Source organism: Parabacteroides sp. AF21-43, from assembly GCF_003635435.1.
GTDB classification, from domain to species: domain Bacteria; phylum Bacteroidota; class Bacteroidia; order Bacteroidales; family Tannerellaceae; genus Parabacteroides; species Parabacteroides distasonis.
The window spans coordinates 164,600-190,230 of the sequence record NZ_QTMG01000004.1; the positions used below are offsets into that span (position 1 = coordinate 164,600).

The window sequence follows — 25,631 nt, forward strand, 5'->3', positions numbered from 1 at the left end:
GGATATCCAAAGGCGGGTTGGATTGGTAAGTCGTATACAAATGCTTACATGGATAGAATCCCTGTTTTTGACAATGTATCCAAATAGTTTATTATATAACTATCAATGTTTTTAGGTTCTAGGGTATCCCTTGTCCAAGAAACTTGCTTTCCTGTTTCATCAATTTCTTTTTTAGCCCTATACAATAAATCGAAGTCACGCAGTAAAGATATTTTGGAATGTATATATAGTTGACTTAAGCATTGGATTACTTCTAAGACAGTTCTTCTTTTGTGATAATTTTCAAATAAGAGAAATCGAAGATAGTTCAAAAGTATGTATTCTTTGTTAATATCTAAATTGAACTCACATATAAGAATATCCATTCTTTTCCTTAGATCCTTTTGATTATCTATACAAGGTATCTGAGAAGCGAAGTCTTGCATGTTCTTGTTGACAAAGTCTGCTTTTATCATATTTTTAGACCAGGTTATCCATTTTTCATCAATTTCCATATCAAATACTGTCATGGCAAGTATCTCGAGGGTGTTTGGTACTTTATTTAATATTGCGGTGGGATTATAGAATGTGGATGTACGCAAATCAAAACGTCTCATAGCGTACAAAAGTTCTTCAATACTTTTATTTAGGTCTAACTTCGGAAAGACTTTGACTGGTATGGTGAAAAAAGCCATGTCTTGCTTTATCTCAAAAATACATTTCTCGCTCAGATAGCGATTCACATTTTCGATATGCTGTTCTTTGTCTTTTATTGATTTAGGTATATAATAAGGAATAATCATGCAAGTGAACCAATCTTCTTTTCCTTCATTCTTTAAAAGGCAAACCTCAATTCTGAAAAGTTTTCCCTCTTTTATGCATTCGAATGCTGTTTGGCTGACCTTTTTGGGTGGACTATCCCAAAGATAGAGTCCCAATCCTTGAAGTATGTATTTTCTTAATGTCTTTGGTCTCTTATAATTGTTGATAAAAGTCAATGTCAATGTCAGAGGTAAAATAAATATGAAGGGAATCAATGAGATTGCGATCAGTAGGTCCAATGGAATATTTCCGGATATGAGACCTGTAATAATTAGAATAGCCATACAAGGTATACAAAGGATAGTCACTAAAGAAAGTGAATATAGTAACCATCCTTTCAAGGTCAGAAACTCTAGATGAGTAAATTTACCCAAATCATGTATTATTAATTGTAGGTATTGTTTGATTGTAGAGATTGATATCTTATTTTCTTCCAGTTCCATTATGCTTGTTTAATGTCTATATTAATTACAAAATTACAACATATCCTTTATAAACTGGTATATTTCATGTAAATATGTAATAGATTACTTCATAGTTATGGTTAAATGTATTGTCAAGAAAGATATTTTGGCTATTTTTAATTTTTACCTTCTGAACATTTAGGGGTTCACTCTGTTTTAACAAAGCATTGGATATCCGGCATGTATTTAGTAGTGAATTAATTAAACGTCAAAATTATGAAGGTGAAAATATTATACACGGCTTTAATCTCATTGATCGCGGGAGGAGCGATGGCGCAAGATTGTACGTTCTTCTTTCCGCAAACAGAGGGAACGGTATGGGTCCGTAAAGGATATGACGCAAAGGGAAACTTACAATCTGTTATGAGTTATCAAGTGGATGAGGTGGAAACATTGCCTTCCGGCCAAGAGGTGGAAGCGGACTACGTATATACTAATCCCTCCGGTACGATCGTGAACAAAGGAGATATCAAGGCATACTGCCAGAATGGAGAATTTTTCCTCGACTCGAAAGAGACACTCTCTTATCCGGGAGTGGTATCGGAAATGAATACGAATGTGGATATCACGGAGAACTTTATAAATTACCCAAATCCGTATGCGGCTAATTTCGATAAGAATAACGTGTATTTCGACGAGGCTTCCGTAAAGATCTACGATAAGAAGAATCGGAAGAATCGTAAGGATATGGCCATTAAGGACCGTGAGTTTATTAAAACGGAAAGCATAACAACTCCTGCCGGTACGTTCGATTGCGCTAAGGTAAAATATAATATCGCTACACGTTCCCCTAAATCAAAGGAGACAATCACTGGGTATGGGTATGAGTGGTACAGCCCGAATGTAGGCTTAGTGCGTACGGAACAATATGATAAGAATAACGTATTACAATCCTATACGGTATTGGAAGAATTAAAATAAAAAAGGCGACTACAATCTTATGATTTGTATTAACCGGTTTAAGTGGATACGCTGTTGCTGAGAAGTGACAGCGTATTTTCTTTTATGGGAAAGATTGGGCAATTTTCTTTTTGTTTGACGTTTTTCGTTAACTTGCGGCAAATTTCGGAAAATGGAAAGAGAATATAAATCAAAAGTGGGATGGTGGTATCATCTGGTGATTATCATGGTGGTAATCGGTTGCGTGGCTGCATTTTTGCGTACCAATATATCGGCTATAGTGGGTATGATGGTCGCTGCGTTGGGGGTGCTTCATGTTTTCTTTAATACGTATTACCGGATAACGGAAGATGATATGTTGATAGCGCATTGTAGTATTTTCCCGGAGAAGAAGATCGCTATCGCTGATATAGAGGCGTTGGAATCTACCGTGATGCCGGTGTCAAGCTACGCCCTTTCGTTGGATCGGCTGATCATATGGAGCAATGGGAAACCTTGGATGCTCATATCTCCGACCAACCGGGCTGATTTTATCAAACAATTGAGAAAGATTAATCCTAATATACAACTTAAATAGATCTAATAGTATGAAATACGATGTCGCTATAATCGGTGGAGGTCCTGCCGGTTATACTGCCGCGGAGAGAGCGGCGCAGGGTGGGCTTTCCACGATTCTTTTTGAGAAAAACGCATTGGGCGGGGTTTGTTTGAATGAGGGATGCGTGCCGACAAAGACGCTTCTTTATTCCGCTAAGACGTATGATAATATCAAGCATGCTTCCAAGTATGCGGTGAAAGCGGAGAATCCTTCTTTTGATCTCCCGAAAATCATCGCCCGTAAGAATAAGGTCGTGAAAAAGCTGACAGCCGGTATCCGTATGAAAATGACGGAGCATGGCGTGGTGATGGTTACGGCGGAAGCTTGTATCCAAGGACGTGCGGCCGACGGGACGATTACGATCGCCGCCGGAGAAGAGCTATACGAGGCTGCGAACCTTTTGATCTGTACGGGATCGGAAACGGTAATTCCTCCTATACCCGGATTGGCGGAGACGGAATATTGGACGAGCCGGGAGGCGTTGCAATCGAAGGAGCTTCCGGCCTCTTTGGTGATAATCGGTGGAGGCGTGATCGGTATGGAGTTCGCTTCTTTCTTCAATAGCCTTGGGGTAGAGGTACATGTCGTGGAGATGTTGGATAAGATATTAGGCCCGATGGATCGTGAGCTGTCCGAAATGTTGCAAGCGGAATACGCTAAACGGGGGATTAAGTTCTATCTAAGTCATAAAGTGACCGGGGTGCATGGAACCGAGGTTTCTGTAGAGAAAGACGGGGAGACATTCACGTTACATGGCGATAAGGTCCTTTTGAGTGTAGGGCGTCGTCCGGTTACGAAAGGTTTTGGCTTGGAGACACTGGCTCCGGAGACTTTTCGTAATGGGGTGAAGGTGAATGAGTACATGCAGACTTCCCTGCCAAATGTATATGCTTGTGGTGATATTACCGCTTTTTCCTTACTGGCGCATACGGCAGTTAGCGAGGCGGAGGTGGCCGTGGATCATCTCTTGGGCAAATCGCGCCCGATGAGTTATAAGGCTATTCCGGGTGTCGTTTATACGAATCCGGAGATCGCCGGTGTCGGGAAGACAGAGGAGGAGTTGCAGGCAGAAGGTATTTCGTATACCGTGAAAAAAATACCGATGGCATTCTCTGGGCGTTTTGTCGCGGAGAATGAGATGGGGAATGGTGTTTGTAAGTTGATCTTGTCGGAGGATGAGACGTTGATCGGTGCCCATATGTTGGGTAATCCGGCCTCGGAGTTGATCGTGATCGCCGGAATCGCTATTGAGGAGGGGATGAAATCGGATGAGTTAAAGTCGTTTGTGTTCCCGCATCCTACGGTAGGAGAGATTATTAAGGAAGCGCTTTATTGAAATAATTATGTACCTTTGTGCCGATAATAGCGGCACATGGGTACATTTGAAGGATATGTAGGGATTCGTTTGTGGGACGGACAATTGGTGGACGATGTGGTCTTTAGCCTTTTGTTCGTCTTATTTATGTGTTTTGCGTTGGTGTTCCGTACCAATTATCGTTTATTCCTGAAGATGATGCGTGATGTGGTATATGTGAAAGAACGTCAAAATTTATTTGAGGTAACGAGGGGGAGCGAATGGCTCTTCCGGAATTTCATGACGTTTCAAGCCTTGTTTCTTTGTAGCGTTTGCCTTTTTGCTATCGCTAGGGCATATGGGTATTTCAACCATTTGCTAGAAAATACGGTGTTGATATCTATTGGGTTGATAATGATGGTATTGATACTGTTTTATTGGTGTAAGCGCTGTTTCTATTATTTATTGGGGGTTGTTTTTACGGACGCTCCGAAATACAAGTTTTGGAAGACTAATTATAACGCTATTATAGGAGCGTGGGGGATTTGTTTATACATTCCGGCACTTTGGTTGGTATTCGTGGGGAGCAGTATACAGATTCCTGTTTTGTTGTTTGTATTTTTCTATATTCTGTGTCGTTTTGTGATAATTTATAAGACCATACGGATATTTCACAGGAAAAATAGCAGTTTTTTATATATTAGTTTGTACCTTTGCGGCCAAGAAATATTGCCTTTAGTTTTTCTGTATGAAGGCATTATTTATTTGTATAACTTTATCGAGTCAAGTACTCTATGGCATTGAATATTAAAAAATTATTGGTATCACAACCGAAGCCTGCATCGGAGAAATCACCATATTTCGATATTGCAGAAAAATACGGTGTGGAAATAGATTTCCGCCCGTTCATCAAGGTTGAACCTTTATCTTCCAAGGAGTTCAGGCAGCAACGAATCTCGGTTTTGGATCATACCGCCGTTATTTTTACGGCTCGTACGGCTATCGATCATTTCTTTCATTTATGCGAGGAATTGCGTGTGGCTATCCCGGAAACGATGAAGTATTTCTGTATGACAGAGGCGATCGCTGTTTATCTCCAGAAGTATATCGTTTATAGAAAACGTAAGATTTTTTATGGTCAGACCGGTAAGGCAGATGATTTGGTGACTGTTATCGCCAAACATGCGAAGGAGAAATACCTAGTACCTGTTTCCGATGTACATAAAGATGATCTATTCGCTTTGTTAGACGCGAAGAAAATCAACTATACGAAAGCGGTGATGTTCCGTACGGTGAGCAATGATTTCGCGAAGGACGAGAAATTCGATTATGATATGTTGGTTTTCTTTAGTCCGTCGGGTATCTCTTCCTTATTGAAGAACTTCCCGGATTTCAAGCAAGACGATATAAAGATCGGCTGCTTTGGCCCTACTACGGCAAAGGCTGTTAAAGATGCGGGTCTGCGTTTGGACGTTGAGGCTCCCACGGTGGAAGCCCCTTCTATGACTGCTGCTTTGGATTTATATCTGAAAAAACAGCAAGACGGTAAAAAATAATGACGACAAAAAGGTATACCCTTTCAAAAGAAGAACGCCTGTCGTGGAAACGTTACATTGACCTATTATTCGAAAAAGGACAATCGTTCGTGGCGTTTCCACTGCGGGTCGTTTATTTACCGATGGAGGAAGAGATGCCTGCCCGTGCTTCCTTCTTAGTGAGTGTACCGAAGAAAAAATTTAAGAGAGCCGTAAAGCGTAACTTGATCAAACGACAGGTACGTGAGGCTTACCGGGTTCGTAAATATGATTTACTGGAACCGTTGGAAGCGAAGAATAAGGGCATGTTAATCGCTTTCCTGTACCTCGATAAAGAGATCCATCCGTACGCTGTGATGGAAAAGGCAATGAAGAAAGCGATCCATATCCTTCGGGATAAAGAATAATGAGACGCTTTTTTACCACATTACTCTTATTGCCGGTTTATTTCTACAAATATTGTATCTCTCCTATGACACCGGCTTCGTGCAGGTATACGCCCACTTGTTCCGAATATGCGGTGCAAGCCTTGAAGAAATATGGTCCTGTGAAAGGATTGTATCTTGCGGTTAAACGAATACTTCGTTGCCATCCTTGGGGTGGGAGCGGTTATGATCCGGTTCCGTAACGCCATGGGTTATTATGATATACATACGCATCAGATGCCTTTCCATAAGGAGGATATCGCGATTATAAATAGGATCGTGAGTCCAATGGGTGATATGCAGCCGGGTCCACTTCTTGATACGGTTATTCGCTCATATGGTATCCATCCGTGGTATATATATAATGTAAAGGAGCAGATGGACCTACTTAGGGTATTGGTGTCTGGTTCGGGAGTCGTGGCGATCGGAGAGGCTGGACTTGATACACTGGCCGAATCTCCAATGGATTTGCAAAAAGAGGTGTTTCTGGCACAAGCCAATTTAGCGGAGGAAACACATAAGCCATTAATTATCCATTGCGTAAAAGCGTGGGCGGATCTCATTGCCTGTAAAAAGGCCGTGAAACCGGAGATGCCTTGGATTATCCATGGCTTTCGAGGTAATGGTGAACTTGCCTCCCAATTGGTTCGCTTGGGGTTTTATCTCTCCTTTGGAGATCGTTTTAATCCATCGGCTTTGCGTGCCGCATGGCCTGATTTCCTTTTCTTGGAGACCGATGATAAATCGATTGATATCCGCGGGGTCTACCAAAATGTAGCGGAAGCGTTGGATATTCCGGAAGAAAAGCTGCGGATTCAAATCGCTAAAAACGTTTCTATCTTCCACCTAAACGGATAATTATCAATTATCAATTTTCGATTCTCAATTAAAAAGTCGTACCTTTGCCTCGTATGAGATAAAGTGACAAATATATTAATGTAATACGATATAAATTAATACGATGAATTTTGTAGAAGAATTAAGATGGAGGGGCATGATCGCTGATATGATGCCCGGGACGGAAGAGCAATTGCAGAAAGAGTTGACATCGGCCTATGTGGGGATCGATCCAACGGCAGACTCTTTGCATATCGGACACTTAGTAAGTGTGATGATGCTGAAGCATTTCCAACGTGCCGGTCATCGTCCTATCGCTTTAGTGGGTGGCGCTACCGGTATGATCGGTGACCCGTCTATGAAGTCTGCCGAGCGTAATTTGCTGGACGAGGCTACTCTTCGTCACAATCAGGATTGCATCAAGAAACAATTGGCTAAGTTCCTTGATTTTGACTCCGACGCTCCTAATGCCGCTAAGTTGGTGAACAACTATGACTGGATGAAGGGTTATTCTTTCTTGAATTTTATCCGTGATATCGGTAAGCATATTACCGTGAACTACATGATGGCTAAGGATTCAGTGAAGAAACGTTTGAGTCGCGAATCTAGTGTAGGTATGTCTTTCACCGAGTTTTCTTATCAATTGCTACAAGGCTACGATTATTTGTATTTGTATGAGCATGAGGGTTGCCGCCTACAGATGGGTGGTACTGATCAATGGGGTAATATCACGACTGGTACGGAATTGATCCGCCGTACGTTGGGAGGGGAGGCTTATGCCTTGACTTGCCCGTTAATCACGAAGGCTGACGGTGGTAAGTTCGGAAAGACGGAATCCGGTAATATCTGGTTGGATCGTCGCTATACTTCTCCGTATAAATTCTATCAATTCTGGTTGAACGTAAGCGACGCTGACGCCGCCAAGTATATCAAGATCTTCACGGATTTAAACCAAGAAGAGATCGCCGCTTTGGAAGCGGAGCAAGAAGCCGCTCCTCATTTGCGTCCGTTGCAGAAACGTTTGGCGAAAGAGGTGACTGTTATGGTTCACTCTTTGGAAGATTATGAGGCCGCTGTCGAGGCTTCCAATATCTTGTTTGGTAACTCCACGCACGAGGCTTTGTTGAAATTGGATGAGGACACATTACTAGCCGTATTCGAGGGTGTTCCTCATTTCGATATCTCCCGTGATGAATTGGCCGCAGGAATCAAGGCTGTTGATTTGTGTACTGAAAAAGCCGCTATCTTCCCTTCAAAAGGTGAGATGCGTAAATTGGTACAAAGTGGTGGTGTAAGTTTTAACAAAGAGAAACTAGCGGAGGTTGACACTGTAATTGATTGTTCTTCACTGCTTGACGATAAGTATTTATTGGTTCAAAGAGGTAAGAAAAATTATTATTTGTTGATCGCAAAGTAAAAAAATAATCAAAAAATTTGCAAGGTAAGATTTTATTCTTACCTTTGCATCGCTTTAGTAAAGCAATCGGATTGTCTCATGGTGTAATGGTAGCACTACAGTTTTTGGTTCTGTCTGTCGAGGTTCGAATCCTCGTGAGACAACTCAACAATCCAGAGAGAGGGATGTCAATTGTGGCATCCCTTTTTTATTTTGTGACATTTTCTCGTATAGATAGCTTATCCGATAAATCCCTAGGGAAAATGGGGTAGTACTTACTTTGGCCATGAAGTATATCTTCTCTGCCGCTTGAAGTATATCTCCTGTGGTATTCGCAGTATAATTGCGGGGATAACCTTGCGATGTGTTTTTCATCTACACTTTTATTTATTTTTTATACATTTGTGGAAATTCTGATTTAAATCTATATTGTTATGTCACGTTCATTTCTTTTGTTTGGTTTTATCCTATATCGTGTTTTCTTGAGCAGTCTGGCGAATGCTAGTGATATCGATTTGTCTGCGCCCATGGATAAAGGCGGGTGGAAATTGATATGGAGTGAGGAGTTTGACTATACGGGATTTCCTGATTCTACAAAATGGTCTTATGATACGGAAGGTAATGTATATCAATGGGGAAATAACGAGGCTCAATATTATACATCCGGCAGAAAGGAGAACGCTTGGGTCTCGGATGGGGTGTTGAGGATTACGGCCTTGAAAGAACCGATGGAAGGTCGTTCATATACATCGGCTCGTCTGATTACGAAAGGAAAAGGGGATTGGTTGTACGGACGTTTTGAGATTCGGGCGAAACTCCCGACCGGACGAGGGACATGGCCGGCCATCTGGATGCTTCCAACGGATTGGGAATACGGGGATTGGCCAAAAAGCGGGGAAATAGATATTATGGAAAATGTGGGCTATGATCCCGATACGATCGTAGGTTCTTCGCATACGGAAAAATATAATCATGCGATCGGAACTCAAAAAAATGCTAAAATTGCGTGTCCGGATTGTTATAAAGCGTTTCACGTGTATGCCTTGGAATGGGAGGAAGATGAGTACCGGCTTTATGTAGATGATCAATTATACTTTACATTTAAGAACGAGGGGATAGGCTATGAGGTTTGGCCTTACGATAAACGCTTTCATATCTTGCTGAATCTGGCGATTGGTGGGAATTGGGGAGGCCAAAAGGGTATTGATGATTCTCTTTTTCCACATGTGTTTGAGATTGATTATGTGAGAGTTTATAAGAAGTAGGGTGTAACGTGATGTTTTTTTATTTACTTTTGTGGTACATAACATTCTGTACTATATAGTGAAGGAGATACTTAAGAGGACGTTGGTTCGTATGTTGATTTGTTGCGTTATTGCCTTGTTGTTTTGTATAACGGGGAATGCGAAGGTACCCTATATTCCTAAAATCATCAATTATTCCGTAAGCGATTACAAAGCGGGAAACCAGAATTGGGCCGTCTCCCAAGGTCCGGGAGGAAAGATGTATATTGGGAATAACCGGGGGCTTTTGGTTTTTGACGGTATTCACTGGGATCTTGTGAAATTACCGAATAATCTAGGTGTCCGTGCTTTGTATATATCGAAGGACGGACGTATTTATGTTGGCTCTTTCGAGGAGTTCGGGTATTTTGAGATGGATGACGAGAATGATCTGATTTATCATTCACTCAGTTCGTCTGAGATGAACGTCTATCTTAATAATGATGAGTTCTGGACGATTAATGAATATAAGGGTGAGATTTATTTTCAATCATTCCGGAGCTTTTTTATTTATGACGGGGAAAAAGTAAGAAAAGGTGTATCCGACCTGTCTCCATTGTATATTTTCACATTGGACGATCATCTATACGTTCAGTTCATGGAGGGAGGAAGCTTTTGTCGAATGGATGACGGCCAGTTTACAGAGTTACTATCGAAAAAGGTTTTGGAGGATGATGTGGTTTCGGTCTTGCCGTTTGATCATCAGCTATTATTGGTCTCGGCTCGTAGTGGATGTTTTATCTATGATGAGGTACGTAAAAAATTGTCCGTGTGGAATACACCAGCCAATGAAATATTAAAGGAAGGGATAGCAAACCGGGGAGTCATGATGAAAGATTCTACTTTTATTGTGGGTACGATTTCTAATGGGGTTGTAGCGATTAATAAGCAGGGGGAAACTTTGTGGCATATCAACCGGGAGAATGGCTTGATTAATAATACGGTATTGAGAGTATTTGCTGATAATTCGGATAATTTATGGGTTACATTGGATAATGGTATCGCGCAGATACATGTGAATTCTCCGATTTATTTTTATGAACCGTTTGAGGCCCAGATTGGTATGGTGCATGATATGGTGATAGAGAAGGGTATTGTTTATTTAGCTACGAACCAAGGTCTTTATGCGTTATCTGAGAATGATAGTTATCCAACCTTGATTCCCGGTACTCAAGAACAGACATGGTATATCTCCGATGTCGGAAATCAACTGATTGCCGGACATAATACAGGTACCTTACAGCTAGAGGGCCGAAAAGCTACTCAGATACCGGGGCCCAATGGAGGGGGTACCGCATTACGTAAGACAATTATCCATGGAAAGGAAGTTTTACTCCAGATGTCTTACCGTCCACTCAGTGTTTTCACCCGGGATATGGTTACTAATCGTTGGAAATTTAGCCATAATGTAGAAGGATTCTCTAATTTGATCAAATCGTTTGAGGTTGACCCTACCGGCAATATATGGGCTAGCCATATGTATAAAGGTATCTATCGTCTTCGCTTGAATGAGGATTTGAGGAGCGTGAAAGAGATGGAGTATATCGGAAAACTGGAGGAAGGTAATGAGAGTGGTACGATTAATGTAATGAAATTACGCGGACGTATTGTTTTCTCGGATGGGAGTAAGTTTTATACTTATGAGGATTTGACTGGAAAGATCGTTCCTTATGATTTGTTGAATGAGGATTTTCCCGAGTTAAGCGATACCTATCGGGTTGTTTCCTTGAATAATGATTTATATTGGTTTATCCGGAATTCGGAATATGTATTGTTAGGATATGAGTCCGGGCGATTCCAGTTAAAACAGCGTATTCCTTTTACTTTGTTTGATAATCCGACCATAGAGGATAGGGGAAATATTTATGTGGCTTCCGACGGGACGTCTTATTTTTGTCTAAACGGGGGGATCGCTCGTTATGACAGATACCGGAATTATGTGGATACGACTCGAGTTCCATTAAGTTTGTCGCAGGTAAGGGCCTATAATCGGCATGAAAATGAGTTCGCTCCGCTCCCTTGCAAGGGAGCGGACGCACCGGAAGCCGGTGCGTCCGTATTGAGTTATAGCTATAATACGATTCTTTTTAAGTTTTCGTATCCGGATTTTACGGGGCGCCGTTTCCTGATCTATTATAAACTGGACGGGTTTGATAATGAATGGATAGAAGGCACCAGTAATTTTCAACGGACTTATTCTAATTTACCGTATGGTAATTTTGTGTTACATGCGGTTGTGAAAGACGATCGAGGAAAAGAGCTATCTTCTCTGTCTTATCCATTCAAGATCGAACGTCCATTTTATAGCTCTTGGTGGGCGCTGATCATCTATTTTGCTTTGTTTTTATGTATACTGGTCGTATTAGTGAGAATGTATACGATGTGGATTGTCATGCGTGAGAAAAAAGTTAACGAGGAGCAAAAGAGATTGCAAGAAGAGCAATTGAGGGCGCAAGAGCAATTAATTGTCAAGCTAGAGAATGAAAAATTAGAAAATGACCTTACTTATAAGAGTAAGGAATTAGCCAGTGCTACTTTGTCTGTTATCTCTCATAATGATTTCCTTGAAGGTCTAAAAAAGGAAATACAAGCTCAACAATTATCGGGAAGTTATACGAAACGATTCTTCGATAAGCTCATCCGCATGATCGAAGAGAATATATCAGGCGAGGATGAATGGGCCATTTTCCAGACTAATTTCGATCGTATCCACGAAAAGTTCTTTACGAATCTAAAAGAGCGGTATCCCGATTTGACTCCGGGCGATTTACGATTATGCGCTTTATTACGTTTGAATATGCCAACTAAGGATATGGCTCGTATGCAAAATCTTTCCGTACGTGGTATCGAGGCGGCGCGCTATCGATTGCGTAAAAAACTAAATCTACCGGAGGGGCAAAGCTTGGTAGATTTCATGATCCAGTTCCACTAAGAAATTTCATAGTTATGAATGAAAAATATCATAACTATGAAATAAGAAAATCATAACTATGAGTTTTCCTTGTCATTTTTGTGTTCCCATATTTAGTGAGATGTGTTTAATAACATATAATGTTCTCCTTTTGAATTAACAAATGTATTATAACTGAAAATAAGATAATTAATATGTATTGCAGTAGTATAAAAGTAGTAATTTTCTGCTTGCGCAAGGCTTGCAGTAGTGTTGAAGTATACAAAAATTTGCCCTTTTTTAGGTTTGGGTGTTCATTTGCTTCAAATTTAATAATGAGTGTAAAAACAAATGTTCAACTTTAAAACTAGAATGAATGAAAGCTAAATTAATGCTTTGTTTATGCCTGTTACTTGCCGCGACAACAATGTTTGCGCAGAATCTGACAGTTACTGGTGTGGTAACTGAAAAGGCCACAGGATACCCGGCTATCGGGGTGAGTGTTTTGGTTAAGGGTACGACTAACGGTACCATAACCTCTATGGATGGAGACTATACTTTGAGTAATGTTCCCAAGAATGCGACTTTAGTATTTAGTTATGTAGGTATGACTACACAAGAAGTTCCGGTTAACGGACAGACTGTAGTAAATGTTCTTATGAGTGAGGATACGCAAAACTTGGAAGAGGTTGTCGTTATCGGTTATGGTACGAGTAAGGCTAAGGATTTGACAGCTCCAATTGCCGTGATCAAGGCTGATGAGATTACGAAACATGCGACATCATCTCCGATGAGTGCTTTGCAAGGAAAAGTGCCGGGTGTGCAGATTACGAATAGTGGCCAGCCAGGTTCCGGTCCTTCCGTACGTATTCGTGGTATCGGTTCTATGAATACGGATAGCCAACCTTTGTATGTTGTAGATGGAATGTTCTTTGATAATATTGATTTCTTGAATAATAGTGATATTCAAGATTTGTCTATTTTGAAAGATGCTTCTGCCGCTTCTATTTATGGTGTACGTGCGGCGAATGGCGTAGTCTTGGTTACGACAAAGAAAGGTGCGTTGAATCGTCCTGCTACGGTTACTTATGATGGTTATGTTGGCTTTCAAAAGGCTACGAATGTATTGAAAATGGCTAATAGTGAGCAATATGCGACTATGATCAGTGAGATGGGTAATGAAACCTTACAGGCTGTTGTAAATAACGCTAAAAATGTTTGGGGAACACTTCCGAATACAAACTGGTATGATGAGATCTTACATACAGCTTTAACTCACAACCATTCTTTAGACATTTCTGGAGGTACTGAAAAAGCTACTTATTCTGTGGGTACCTCTTATTTGTATCAAGATGGTATCTTGGATTCTAAAAATGATTACTCTCGTTTCAATTTGCGTACGAAAGCGGATTATAAGGCTTTTGATTGGTTGAAAGTAGGAGCTAACGTTGTTTTGAGCAACTCTACGCAAAACTTGCCAAACGGCGAGGTTTGGTTAGCAGCTTTCCGTACACCGGGTATTATTCCTGTATATGATGAAAATAGCTCCTTGAATCCGTATCCTACGAAATATGGTTCTCCTGCCCAAATCGGTTTGAGTGAGTATTACTACAATCCGGTTGCTCAAGCGGAGTATTATGATTCTAAAAATTCAATGTTGCGCGTAATGCCTTCTTTCTATGCGCAATTCGACTTCTTGCCGGAGAATAAGTTATTCTTTAAAACGGCTTATAGCCAAGATATCAATGTTATTCAGACAAGAGCTTATACTCCAGAATTTTTGGTTGGTGGAACTCAGTTGAATTCGACTCCCCTTTTGAATAAGAAGAATGATATTTATCACAGTTGGATTTTAGATAATACATTGACCTATACAGATACGTTCGGTGATCATGGTTTAACCGCGATGTTGGGTCAATCCGTACGTGAAGAGAACTGGCGTAACCTATGGGGAGAAGCTACAGGTGTTCCGGGCGGACACGAGGAATATTACTATTTGAATCAAGGTAATGCGGATGGACGTAAAACTGGCGATGACGGTACGACTTATCGTGGTGTTTCTTGGTTCGGTCGTGTATCTTATGATTATAAAGGCAAATATTTATTGTCTGCTACAATGCGTGCTGATGGTTCTTCCAAATACCAAGAGAAATGGGGTTATTTCCCTTCTGTAGGTGCTGCTTGGAATATTTCAGAAGAAGGATTCATGAAAGATCAGAAATGGGTTGATTATCTGAAATTACGTGCGAGCTGGGGTAAGTTAGGTAACGATAAGGTTGCGGCTAGTGATGGTTTCGCTTCCATTACGCAAGATATGGGTACCTCTGGTATATTTGGAGGAAGCGCTGTTCCTGGTTATACGAACTTGGTTTATTTTAGTTGGTTAGGTTGGGAAGTCGTGAATGAGACGAACGTCGGTTTAGATTTTCGTACGTTGAATAGCCGTTTGACAATAGAGGCAGACTGGTATTATCGTTTGACTCAAAATGCCGTGATCGACGCTCCTCTGCCAATGGGTGCCGGTAACTTATTAGGTAACAGAGGTGAGATTTTGAATACAGGTGTTGAGTTGTCTTTTAACTGGGCTGATAAGATCGGTAAAGATTTCTCTTACTACATTGGAGCAAACTTGACAACCTTGCACAATGAGGTAAAAGATTTGAATGGTTTATCTTATTTATATGGTGGTTCTGCGGAGTTCCGTACGATTTCTCAAGTTGGTGGTGAGTTGAATGCTTACTATGGATATGATATTGAGGGTGTTTATCAGAATGCCGCAGAGGTCGCTGCTGATCCGATTGCTGTAGCAAATGGTTTGGAGCCCGGAGATTTCAAGTATGTTGACCAAAATAAGGATGGTAAGATTGATAATAAAGACCGTGTAACATTGGGTTCTTATATCCCGAACTTCAATTACGGTATCAACTTAGGATTCTCTTACAAGAATTTCGATTTCTCTATGGTTATGCAAGGTGTAGCTGGAAACCAGATCGTAAACCGTAAACGTGGTGACCGCCGTTGGCACTCTGAATTGAACTATGACTTAGATCAGTTCGAGAATCGTTGGACAGGTGAGGGTTCTACTAACGAATATATGTCTGCGAAAGGTTCTGTAAAACCTTGGAATATCTCTAACTTTAACTCATTCTATGTAGAAGATGGTTCTTATTTCCGTATTCAGAATGTACAAGTTGCTTATACATTCCCGAAGAAAGACTTTGGAAAATTCAAGATGCCGAGCATTCGTTTGAGCTTGACTGCTGATCGTCCTTTAACTGTTTTCAAGGCAAACAGCTTCAGCCCAGAGTTGGGTAGTAAGAACGAGAAAGGTGAGATAGCATCTTCTTCTTATGGATTTGATGAGCGTGTATATCCTTTAGCATCTTCTTATACGTTAGGTCTTCGTATTATTTATTAATCTTTAAATGCTAATCAGAAGTATATGAAAAATATATTAAAAAAACAGATTTTATGGGCTATCCCTTTAGCCTTTTCATTGCTGACATCCAGTTGTAGTGATTACTTGGATAAGCTTCCAGAGAATACTGTAGAGGTAGAGGGTATTGATTATACGAATAAATCGAATATGTATATGCCTGTTTCCGGTGTATATGCGACCGCTCGTGGTTATCTGGGGTCTTGGTCCTCGTATGGATGTATCATAGTTCGCGGTGACGATGTGAATAAAGGAGGATCTCCTACGGACCAGATTGAGTATGAGTATGCTAGTAAATTCCAGTATGATCGTTTGACTACTTTCTGGGCATTAAGTGGCCTTTGGGGAAACTGCTATTATGTTGTCTCTACTTCTAATTCAGCATTGGAGTCTTTAGAGAATTATGCTAAACATTTGACGAGTGAGTCAGACAAGCAATTAAACGCTCAATATGCTGCTGAAGTTCGCTTTTTCCGAGCATATGCTTATTTCCAGTTGGTAAATTTGTTTGGCGATGTGCCTCTTTTGTTAGACAATCAAGAACTGAATGTATTCAAGAATACGAAAGAGGATGTAAAGAAGTACATTTATGACGAGTTGGATTATTGTATAGCAAACTTACCGGCTATTCGTCCGAATGAGTCTGAGCATCCGGGAGCGGTTACAAAATATACCGCTGAGATGTTGAAAGCGAAACAGAAGATGTATGATAATGAATGGGATGAGGTATTGGCCTTGACCGAGGATATCGTCAATAGCGGAAAGTTTGAGTTGTATAATGACTTCTATGAGTTGTTTAAGATTCCGGGAAAATTGTGTAATGAGTCTTTGCTAGAGTATCAATTTACTGACTTTGGAAATGGAAGTGGTGATATCGTTTCTTCTGACAACTGGTTTGCGTTCCAAGGTCCTCGTGGAGAGGCTCCTATCTCTGGATGGGCATTTATTGAGCCGACTGAGAAAATCCGTAATTTATTCTCTAAACGTGGTGAAGCGGTTCGTGCGGAAACAACGTTCCTCATGACGGATGCCACTACTCGTGACGGTGATTATATTCCTGTCGCTCAACCGGGTGAACCGACTGCTTATAATGGAAAGGCTTATACACCGGCTAATCAAATGACTCCGGGACGTACTGGATATGGCGATAATAATAATATCCGTGTATTCCGTTATGCTGATGTGTTGTTAATGAACGCTGAGGCTAAAGTTCGTAAGGGACAAAATGGAGACGCTCCATTAAACTTGGTTCGCGAACGTGCTGGTTTAGCTCCGATTGCAAATGCGACTTTGGATCAAATTCTGGAAGAGCGTCAAGTTGAGTTGGCATTGGAATGGGGCGAACGTTTCTTCGATTTAGTCCGTACGGACAGAGCCACTCAAGAACTTCCGGGTTTTGTGAAAGGAGAAAGCGAATATTATCCGATACCACAGGATCAAATTGACTTGAATCCTAACTTAGAAGCTGAGCCTGTGCCTTTTGAGCCGGAAGTAACAGAGTAATATAAGATTCTCATTATTTACTAGACCTTTGTAGTTTGGCAAGGCGGTGTCAACCCGTTTGGCACCGCCTATTTTATCTCAAATCATATCTTTATTTATATAAATATCAGCATCATGAAACACATCGCATTACTAACTACTCTCTTATTATCCGCCAGCTTGCAAGCGGTGGAGAAACCTTACGACTATGTTTTCTTCGAGAATAGCTTGATGAAAGGGGATTACTTTTATTCTCAAGCGAAATATACCTCACCTTCTTGGATTAAAAATGCGAGACATCATCTTCCAGTTGCCGGCTCTGTCGCTTTTACTCCCGGCAATTCCTTGGAGCTTACCTATGTATCCGCTCCCGGTGGAGATTGGTATAGCGAGATACAATATTGCCCGGTCCGTGGCAATGACTTCTTTCGTGAGCCCTCTACGCTCTCTTTACAAGTACAACTGAGAGAGAGCATGAATGCTGCCGCTCTTCCCAATATCGCTATTCGTTATGCGGACAGCACGTATACCCAATACCTAAACCTGAGAAATTATCTGAAAGATACACGTCCCGGCGTATGGCATTCCGTATCCATTCCTTTGAAGGATTTCGGATTAAACGCCGTGAACGATACGAACATCAAGAAATTAGCGGCTGTAGCCCTTCGTCCCGGTACGGCCGATGGAAACGAATATACGATTTATCTGGACGATATAGAGCTTTTGCCGGCTTCCCTTCCGTCGGTAAGTACCTTAAACGCTCCGGTCTTGCAGGAAGCTAAGGCTTATGAGCGTCATATCGATATCAAATGGATTCCTCAATCAAAGGAGGATATAAAATACTATCGCATTTACCGTTCTTTCGACGGGATCACTTACCAGCCGGTCGCTGTCCGCCGCCCTTGGATGAATCGTTATACCGATTTCTTGGGAGAGGTTGGTAAAAAGGCTTATTATAAGGTGACGGTCGTGGATTATGCGCTGAATGAATCCAATGATTCCCAGACAGTCTCGGCCACTACCTATCCAATGACGGACGAGCAATTGCTGGATATGGTACAGGAAGCGAACTTCCGTTACTATTGGGAGGGAGCGGAGCCAAATAGCGGTCTTGCCCGTGAGAATATTCCCGGACGGAATGATATGATCGCTACCGGGGCTTCCGGCTTCGGTATCATGGCGATCGTGGCGGGTATCGAACGGGGATTTATCACCCGGGAAGAGGGCGTACAGCGTTTCTTGAAAATCACTTCTTTCTTGGAGAAAGCGGATAAATTCCATGGGGCGGTCTCTCACTTTATCGATGGGACAACCGGGAAGACGGTCGCTTTCTTCGGCCCGAAAGATAATGGAGGTGATTTGGTGGAGACCTCTTTCTTATTCCAAGGACTGTTAACGGCTCGTCAATATTTCAACCAAGAGAATGACAAGGAGAAACAAATCCGTAAGAGCATCGATAATCTATGGAAAAACGTGGAATGGAGCTGGTATAAGCAATTTAAGGACAGCCCATATCTATATTGGCACTGGTCTCCAGATCAGGCGTGGGTGATCAATCATAAATTGATCGGCTGGAATGAGACCATGATTACCTATATGTTGGCTATCATGGGGCCGAAATACGGAATCTCTCCGGAGATGTATTATAGCGGCTGGGCCAGCCAAGAGGAGTATGCGCAAGAATACCGTGCCGATTGGGGGCGTGTAGAAGATGGTAAGATGTATACGAATGGCAATACTTATTATGGGGAGAACTTGAAAGTAGGTGTCTCTAATGGAGGTCCTCTTTTCTTTATCCATTACTCCTATCTCGGGCTGGACCCACATAAGTTCACGGATAAGTACACGAATTATTTCGAGAACAACCAGAAAATGGCAAAGATCAATCAACGGTATTGTATCGAGAACCAAGGGGGGTATGTAGGTTATGGAGAAGATTGTTGGGGATTGACCGCCAGCGATTTCGCTTGGAACTATCAAGCTCAGGAGCCGATGCCGCACAGGGATAACGGAACGATGGCACCTACGGGCGCTCTGGCTTCTTTCCCTTATACGCCGGACGCTTCCATGAAAGCCTTGCGGAATTATTATCGTAACCATGGCAGCTTCTTATGGGGTGAGTACGGTTTCCGGGATGCTTTCAACTTGACTGTAAATTGGGTATCTCCCTTATTTATGGGATTGAATCAAGCGCCTGTAACGGTTATGGTCGAGAATTACCGTACGAATCTGTTGTGGAACCTTTTCATGAGCCATCCGGATGTCCAGAAAGGTATCCAAAAGATTCAATCCATAAAATAATAATGCGACAAAAAACAACAATAACTTATCTTGAACATAATATGCTGGCATGTAATAGAATAAATAGGGCTATCGCTTCTTGGAAAAAACATGTACGTGTTTTCTCGGAAACATGTACGTCTTTTTCGGAAAACACGTACATGTTTTTCCGGAAAGACGTAGGAGTTTCTAGCGCTTCCTTAAAAGCCTACAATAAGTGTATGCTCGTATCACTCCTTGCCTCTTTCTTCGCGGTCTCTACCGTAAACGCTCAAGTAAACGAGCGGGGAGATTCCGTGATCGTGATCAAGGGGCAGGTAAGCGATTACTATATTACCGTATCCCAAAAACATTTTCTGGAAGGTACGATTACCGGACCGGACGGCAAGCCCTTGGAAGGCGCTACGGTGATGTTCACGGCTAGCCCGGTTCATTATACCACCGATGCGACAGGCTATTATAAGATACAAGCAAGTCGCTACGATCATGAGTTATTCGTGTATTATCCGGGGATGAAGTACGCTTATCGCACCTTTGGCGATAACGATACGAAAATAGATATCCGGATGGAGGCGGATCCTCGTGATGTACGGGTAAAAGCTCCTCAGCAAGCCACCCGCTGGTTCGACGCTACGGCCGATCATCCCTCTACCTATTGCAACCCGATGAATTTGAGCTACTGCTTCCGGGCGAATCTGCCGGATTTGGTGAAGAATGGCTCTTTCCGCTCTACGGCCGATCCGATGATGGTCATGTATAAAGGGGAATATTTCCTTTTCGCCACGAACCAAGCCGGATTCTATTATTCCAAGGATTTAAGCAATTGGGAGTTTGTATTCGCCGGTTTCCAACGTTATCCGGAAGATGACGACTTGTGCGCTCCGGCGGCTTTCGTAAGTGGAGATACCTTGTTCTATACCGGTTCTACCTATGCGGGATTGCCTATTTGGTATAGTACGAACCCGAAAAGCGGAAAGTTCAAGCGGTATGTGGAGAAAACGGCTCTTCCTAGCTGGGACCCGGCATTTTTGCTGGATGATGACGGACGTTTGTATATGTACTATGGTTCAAGTAATGAGTTCGCTTTGAAGGGAGTGGAACTGGATCGCCGTGATTTCCACCCGATCAGCAAGATCCAAGAGATCATGATGCTGCGCCCGGAAGAACACGGATGGGAACGTTTCGGGATGAACAATGACGATAGTACGACTTTAGCGCCTTTTACGGAAGGAGCTTTCGTGACCAAGCATAACGGTAAATATTATTTCCAATACGGTGCGCCGGGAACGGAGTTCAAGGTCTATGCGGATGGTGTCTATGTATCCGACAAGCCGATGGGCCCGTTCACCTACCAGAAACATAACCCGATGAGCTATAAGCCGGGAGGTTTCGTACAAGGTGCCGGTCATGGTGGTACTTTCGAGGATGCGTATGGCAATTACTGGCATGTGGCTACTTGCATGCTTTCCTTGAAATATAAGTTTGAGCGTCGTATTGGTTTGTACCCTACGGCATTCGATAAGGATGGCGTGATGTATTCGAACACCGCTTTCGGGGACTATCCTTTGCTTACGCCGAAAGGGAAGGTCGATGATATCGCGAATACGTTTTCCGGTTGGATGTTGCTATCGTATGGAAAACCGGTGATGGCCTCTTCCATGGATAGTACGTTAGTACCAGAGAATGTAACGGATGAGAGCATGCGTACTTTCTGGTCCGCCCGCTCGGGAGAGCCGGGTGAATGGCTCCAGATCTCTTTAGAGGGATTGAAAGAGGTACGTGCGATCCAGTTGAACTATTACGAGCATAGAGCCGTACAGCATAATAAGGCGATGGACTTGTATCATCAATATCGTATTTATCATTCTATAGATGGACAAAATTGGGAATTGGTAGTCGATAAGAGCGATAACGACAAGGACGTTCCGCACGACTATATCGAGTTGCGTGAGCCTTTGAAAACCCGTTATTTGAAAATAGTGAACGAACATGTGCCTTCGGGCAACTTCGCTATGTCTGGATTTCGTATTTTTGGAAATGGTTTGGGAGAAGCTCCCGCCGCCGTTAAGAACTTAAAGGTGGAACGCTCAAAAGCGGATAAGCGGAATGCGATGATCACTTGGGAGCCGGTAAAAGAGGCGTACGCTTACAATATCTATTATGGTATAGCGCCGGATAAATTGTACAACAGTATCACGGTACTGGGAGATACGATGTACGATTTCAGGGGCTTGGATAAGGATACGGACTATTATTTCTCGATCGAGGCATTGGGAGAGAGCGGCCGTTCACCGATGAGTAAAGTATTGAGACGATAACTATTTTAAATGTATATATCTATGAATACCTATTTCCGTACAGGCGTTGTTACCCTGTTGCTTGGCTTTTCGTTGACCGCTTGTCATGAGGCCAAGAAAAGTGACACATCCGCAGAGTCTACGCCCAATGAGCGTAAGTTGGATTTTCAGTCGGATGATGAATTCTTGACCTATATACAAAAGGCTCACTTTAATTATATGTGGGAAGGTGCGGAGCCTACCTCCGGACTGGCCTGTGAGCGTATCCATACGGATGGCGTGTATCCTGAGAACGACGCTGATATCGTGACCACCGGAGGTAGTGGTTTTGGCATCGCCGGGCTGTTGGTAGGTATTGAGCGTGGCTTTATCACCCGTGAGGAAGGTGTGGCCCGTTTTCATCAAATCGCTGATTACTTGGCGAAGGCCGATCGTTTCCACGGGGTCTGGCCTCACTGGATGCATGGACCTACGGGTAAGGTAAAGCCTTTCGGCCAGAAGGATAACGGAGGCGATTTGGTAGAGAGCGCTTTCTTAATGCAAGGTCTCTTATGCGTACGCCAATATTTCAAGGATGGTAATGAGAGCGAGAAAGCGTTGGCCGCGAAGATTGACCAGCTATGGCGTGAGATGGAATGGACATGGTATTTGAACGGGCAGGATGTATTGTATTGGCATTGGAGCCCGAATTACGCATGGGAGATGAATTTTCCTTTGGAAGGTTACAATGAATGTCTGATTACTTATATTTTGGCGGCGTCTTCGCCTACGTATCCGATCCCGGCTTCCGCTTATCATAACGGATGGGCTCGTAAAGGAGGGATCAAGAGCGATGCGGTCGCTTACGATTTACCTTTGATCTTGAAACATAATTATGCCGAGGAGTACGGCGGTCCGTTGTTCTGGGCACATTATTCTTATATCGGCCTATGTCCGGTCGGCTTGTCGGATCGATACGCTAACTACTGGGACTTGAACCGGAATCACGTCTTGATTGATTACCGTTATTGCGCGGAGAATCCGAAGGGTTTCAAGGGATATAGCGACGCTTGCTGGGGATTGACCGCCAGCTATTCCGTGAAAGGCTATAACGCGCATATGCCTTCCAACGATCATGGGGTGATTACGCCGACAGCCGCCTTGAGCAGTTATCCGTATACACCGGAGGAATCCTCGAAGGCATTGAAGCATTTCTATTTCAATCTGGGAGATAGCATCTGGGGTAAGTATGGTTTTTACGACGCTTTCAGTGAAGGCGAGAATTGGTATCCGCATCGTTATCTGGCGATAGACCAATGTACGATCACCCCGATGATCGAGAATTACCGTACGGGCCTTCTGTGGCGTTTGTTTATGAGCTGTCCGGAAATCCAGGACGGTTTGAAGAAATTGGGTTTCACGATCCATAATGCGAGAGAATCTTAATATTTAAATAACATGAGAAAGATTATATTATCATTCGCCGCTTGTTTGGCACTTGCGGCATACGGACAAAAGCCCGTTCAAGATACGAGAGCGATGGATACGTTTATCGATCAGTTGATGGGTAAAATGACTTTGGATGAGAAGATCGGACAGCTGAACTTGTCCGGTGGTGGTGTTCCCGGCATCTTGAGTGGCTCGGAAGGTGCGGACGAGACGATTCGTCGGGGCTGGCTGGGTGCTACGGGAGGCTCGGAGCTGGAGACGTTCCGTAAATTGCAGGAGATAGCGGTTAAGGAATCTCGCTTAGGAATTCCGCTTTTGTTCGGACTGGATGTAATTCATGGATATCATACGATCTTCCCGATCCCATTGGCTTTGTCTTGTAGCTGGGATACGACGTTGATCGAGCAAAGTGCCCGTATCGCCGCTATCGAGGCCAGCTCAAACGGTGTGACATGGACGTATTCCCCGATGGTGGATATCGCCCGTGACGCTCGTTGGGGACGTATCGCCGAGGGTAGTGGAGAGGACCCTTGGTGGGGTGGAAAGATCGCCGCCGCCATGGTGAGAGGTTATCAAGGAGATGACTTGACGAAAGAGAACACGATCTTGTCTTGCTTGAAGCACTTTGCCTTGTATGGCGCTTCCGAGGCCGGTCGTGATTATAATACGGTGGATATGAGCCGTATCAAGATGTTTAATGAGTATTTCCCGCCTTATAAAGCGGCTGTAGAGGCTGGTTGTGCCACGGCCATGTCTTCCTTTAATTTGGTGGAGGCGATTCCGGCTACGGGTAACCGTTGGTTATTGACCGATTTGCTTCGTGATCAATGGGGATTCAATGGGTTTGTCGTTTCCGATTATAATTCGATCGGCGAGATGACCAATCATGGTTTGGGTGATACGCAGACCGTATCGGCCTTGGCTTTGCATGCCGGCTTGGATATGGATATGATGACAAATGGTTATATCACGACCTTGAAGAAGTCGTTGGAAGAGGGCCGTGTGTCTCAAGCGGATATCGATCAGGCTTGCCGCCGTGTATTGGAGGCGAAATATAAATTAGGCTTGTTCGAGGACCCTTATCGCTACTTGGACGCGGATCGTGCGAAAAAGAATACGTTCACGGATGAGCATATGAATACGGCTCGCCATATCGCCGGCAAATCCATTGTCTTGTTGAAGAATGATAAGGGTTTGTTGCCTTTGCGAAAGACAGGGACGATCGCTGTGATAGGCCCGTTGGCGGATAAGAAGGTTGAGTTGTTCGGGACATGGTGTGGTATCGATACGGCGAAGTCAGCTTCCGTAGTGCAGGCCGTGAAGGAAATGGTTGGCAATAAGGCCCGTGTGATTTTCGCCAAGGGATGTAATTTGACGGACGAGCCGATGTTGGCGAAAGCCAGTGGCTTGAAGGTTGATCCGGTGGAGAATACCCGTTTGGTGAAGGAAGCGGTTGAGAAAGTGAAAGATGCGGATCGTATCATTGCCGTAATGGGTGAGCCGAATAACTGGTCCGGAGAGGCTTGCAGTCGTGCGGATATTAGTTTGCCGGAGAGCCAGAAAGAGCTGTTAAGAGCTTTGTTGGAGACCGGTAAACCGGTGGTGTTGGTCTTGGCGAATGGCCGTCCGTTGACCTTAGAGTGGGAGGATAGCCAATTCTCTGCGATCGTTGAGGCTTGGCATGGAGGTTCCGCTGCGGCTCGCGGATTGGTGGACGTATTGTTCGGTGACGTGAATCCTTCCGGTAAATTGACGACTACATTCCCTCGTAGCGTAGGCCAGATTCCTTTGTATTACAATGCTAAGAAAACAGGCCGCCCAATGAATCCGGATGATCATTTCACTTCTAAATATCTGGATATCACGAACGATCCTTTGTATCCGTTTGGCTATGGCTTGAGTTATACGACTTTCTCTTACGGTGATCTTCAGTTGGATAAGACGAGTGTGCAAGGAGAGAACGGTGTATTGACCGCCAGCGTACAAGTGACGAATACAGGCAAGCTAGAGGGCGAGGAAGTCGTACAGTTATATATCGGCGATCCGGCTGCCAGCATCTCCCGTCCGATGAAAGAGTTGAAGAACTTCCAGAAGATCTCCTTGAAACCGGGTGAGAGCCGAAAAGTCTCTTTTACGATTACGCCGGAAGACTTGAAATTTTATAACAGCGCGTTGGAATACATCTGGGAACCGGGCTTATTCAATATCTACGTAGGTACGAACTCCCGGGACGTGAAATCGGCGCAGGTAACTTGGAACAAATAATACATATACGAATACGAATA

At 43.1% G+C, this 25,631-nt stretch carries 18 protein-coding genes; 17 read left to right on the forward strand and 1 reads right to left on the reverse strand.

Features of this window, described 5'->3' with window-relative positions:
* Positions 1-44: 44 nt before the first annotated feature.
* On the reverse strand, positions 45-1,244 hold the full coding sequence (locus DWX84_RS04880) for a hypothetical protein (protein WP_008778963.1): 1,200 nt from the start codon (positions 1,242-1,244) through the stop codon (positions 45-47).
* 237 nt (positions 1,245-1,481) lie between these two features.
* Between DWX84_RS04880 and DWX84_RS04885 the strand changes: the two genes are divergently transcribed.
* The 17 genes from DWX84_RS04885 to bglX all read left to right on the forward strand — a co-directional run bounded on the left by DWX84_RS04885 (position 1,482) and on the right by bglX (position 25,611).
* Entirely contained in the window at positions 1,482-2,186 is a 705-nt protein-coding gene (locus tag DWX84_RS04885) for a hypothetical protein (protein WP_005860303.1), read from the forward strand.
* Positions 2,187-2,337: 151 nt separating this feature from the next.
* Positions 2,338-2,742, forward strand: coding sequence for a PH domain-containing protein (locus tag DWX84_RS04890; RefSeq protein ID WP_009016772.1), 405 nt, complete (start codon positions 2,338-2,340; stop codon positions 2,740-2,742).
* Between the two features lie 10 nt (positions 2,743-2,752).
* Entirely contained in the window at positions 2,753-4,099 is a 1,347-nt protein-coding gene (gene lpdA / locus DWX84_RS04895) for a dihydrolipoyl dehydrogenase (protein ID WP_122377437.1), read from the forward strand.
* Between the two features lie 36 nt (positions 4,100-4,135).
* Positions 4,136-4,861: a DUF4271 domain-containing protein gene (locus DWX84_RS04900; protein WP_005860300.1), complete on the forward strand. Its 726-nt coding sequence runs from the start codon at positions 4,136-4,138 to the stop codon at positions 4,859-4,861.
* The gene (locus DWX84_RS04905; RefSeq protein WP_029257164.1) at positions 4,858-5,613 is read left to right on the forward strand and encodes a uroporphyrinogen-III synthase; all 756 of its coding nucleotides are present in this window, start codon (positions 4,858-4,860) and stop codon (positions 5,611-5,613) included. Before DWX84_RS04900 ends, DWX84_RS04905 begins: the two co-directional genes overlap by 4 nt.
* A complete protein-coding gene (gene rnpA, locus DWX84_RS04910) occupies positions 5,613-5,999 on the forward strand; it encodes a ribonuclease P protein component (protein WP_036630613.1) in 387 nt (128 codons plus the stop codon). The genes DWX84_RS04905 and rnpA overlap by 1 nt, the downstream gene beginning before the upstream one ends.
* Positions 5,999-6,220 carry a membrane protein insertion efficiency factor YidD gene (gene yidD / locus DWX84_RS04915; protein ID WP_005863660.1) on the forward strand — a complete coding sequence of 74 codons (222 nt, stop codon included), beginning with the start codon at positions 5,999-6,001 and terminating at the stop codon, positions 6,218-6,220. Before rnpA ends, yidD begins: the two co-directional genes overlap by 1 nt.
* On the forward strand, positions 6,204-6,875 hold the full coding sequence (locus DWX84_RS04920; protein WP_057326766.1) for a TatD family hydrolase: 672 nt from the start codon (positions 6,204-6,206) through the stop codon (positions 6,873-6,875). The genes yidD and DWX84_RS04920 overlap by 17 nt, the downstream gene beginning before the upstream one ends.
* A gap of 103 nt (positions 6,876-6,978) precedes the next feature.
* Positions 6,979-8,271 carry a tyrosine--tRNA ligase gene (gene tyrS / locus DWX84_RS04925; RefSeq protein ID WP_122145508.1) on the forward strand — a complete coding sequence of 431 codons (1,293 nt, stop codon included), beginning with the start codon at positions 6,979-6,981 and terminating at the stop codon, positions 8,269-8,271.
* A gap of 413 nt (positions 8,272-8,684) precedes the next feature.
* Positions 8,685-9,515, forward strand: coding sequence for a family 16 glycosylhydrolase (locus DWX84_RS04940; RefSeq protein ID WP_122377439.1), 831 nt, complete (start codon positions 8,685-8,687; stop codon positions 9,513-9,515).
* 91 nt (positions 9,516-9,606) lie between these two features.
* The gene (locus DWX84_RS04945) at positions 9,607-12,465 is read left to right on the forward strand and encodes a triple tyrosine motif-containing protein (protein ID WP_122377440.1); all 2,859 of its coding nucleotides are present in this window, start codon (positions 9,607-9,609) and stop codon (positions 12,463-12,465) included.
* Between the two features lie 334 nt (positions 12,466-12,799).
* Positions 12,800-15,841 (forward strand): TonB-dependent receptor, encoded by a 3,042-nt coding sequence (locus tag DWX84_RS04950; protein WP_048926963.1) that lies wholly within the window; start codon positions 12,800-12,802, stop codon positions 15,839-15,841.
* A gap of 24 nt (positions 15,842-15,865) precedes the next feature.
* Positions 15,866-17,362 (forward strand): RagB/SusD family nutrient uptake outer membrane protein, encoded by a 1,497-nt coding sequence (locus DWX84_RS04955; protein WP_005860289.1) that lies wholly within the window; start codon positions 15,866-15,868, stop codon positions 17,360-17,362.
* A gap of 114 nt (positions 17,363-17,476) precedes the next feature.
* Positions 17,477-19,642: a glucoamylase family protein gene (locus DWX84_RS04960; protein WP_048926964.1), complete on the forward strand. Its 2,166-nt coding sequence runs from the start codon at positions 17,477-17,479 to the stop codon at positions 19,640-19,642.
* A gap of 140 nt (positions 19,643-19,782) precedes the next feature.
* Positions 19,783-21,939: a family 43 glycosylhydrolase gene (locus DWX84_RS04965; protein ID WP_048927210.1), complete on the forward strand. Its 2,157-nt coding sequence runs from the start codon at positions 19,783-19,785 to the stop codon at positions 21,937-21,939.
* Positions 21,940-21,948: 9 nt separating this feature from the next.
* Positions 21,949-23,343, forward strand: coding sequence for a glucoamylase family protein (locus tag DWX84_RS04970; RefSeq protein ID WP_048926965.1), 1,395 nt, complete (start codon positions 21,949-21,951; stop codon positions 23,341-23,343).
* Positions 23,344-23,355: 12 nt separating this feature from the next.
* Positions 23,356-25,611: a beta-glucosidase BglX gene (bglX, locus tag DWX84_RS04975; RefSeq protein ID WP_048926966.1), complete on the forward strand. Its 2,256-nt coding sequence runs from the start codon at positions 23,356-23,358 to the stop codon at positions 25,609-25,611.
* Positions 25,612-25,631: the final 20 nt, after the last annotated feature.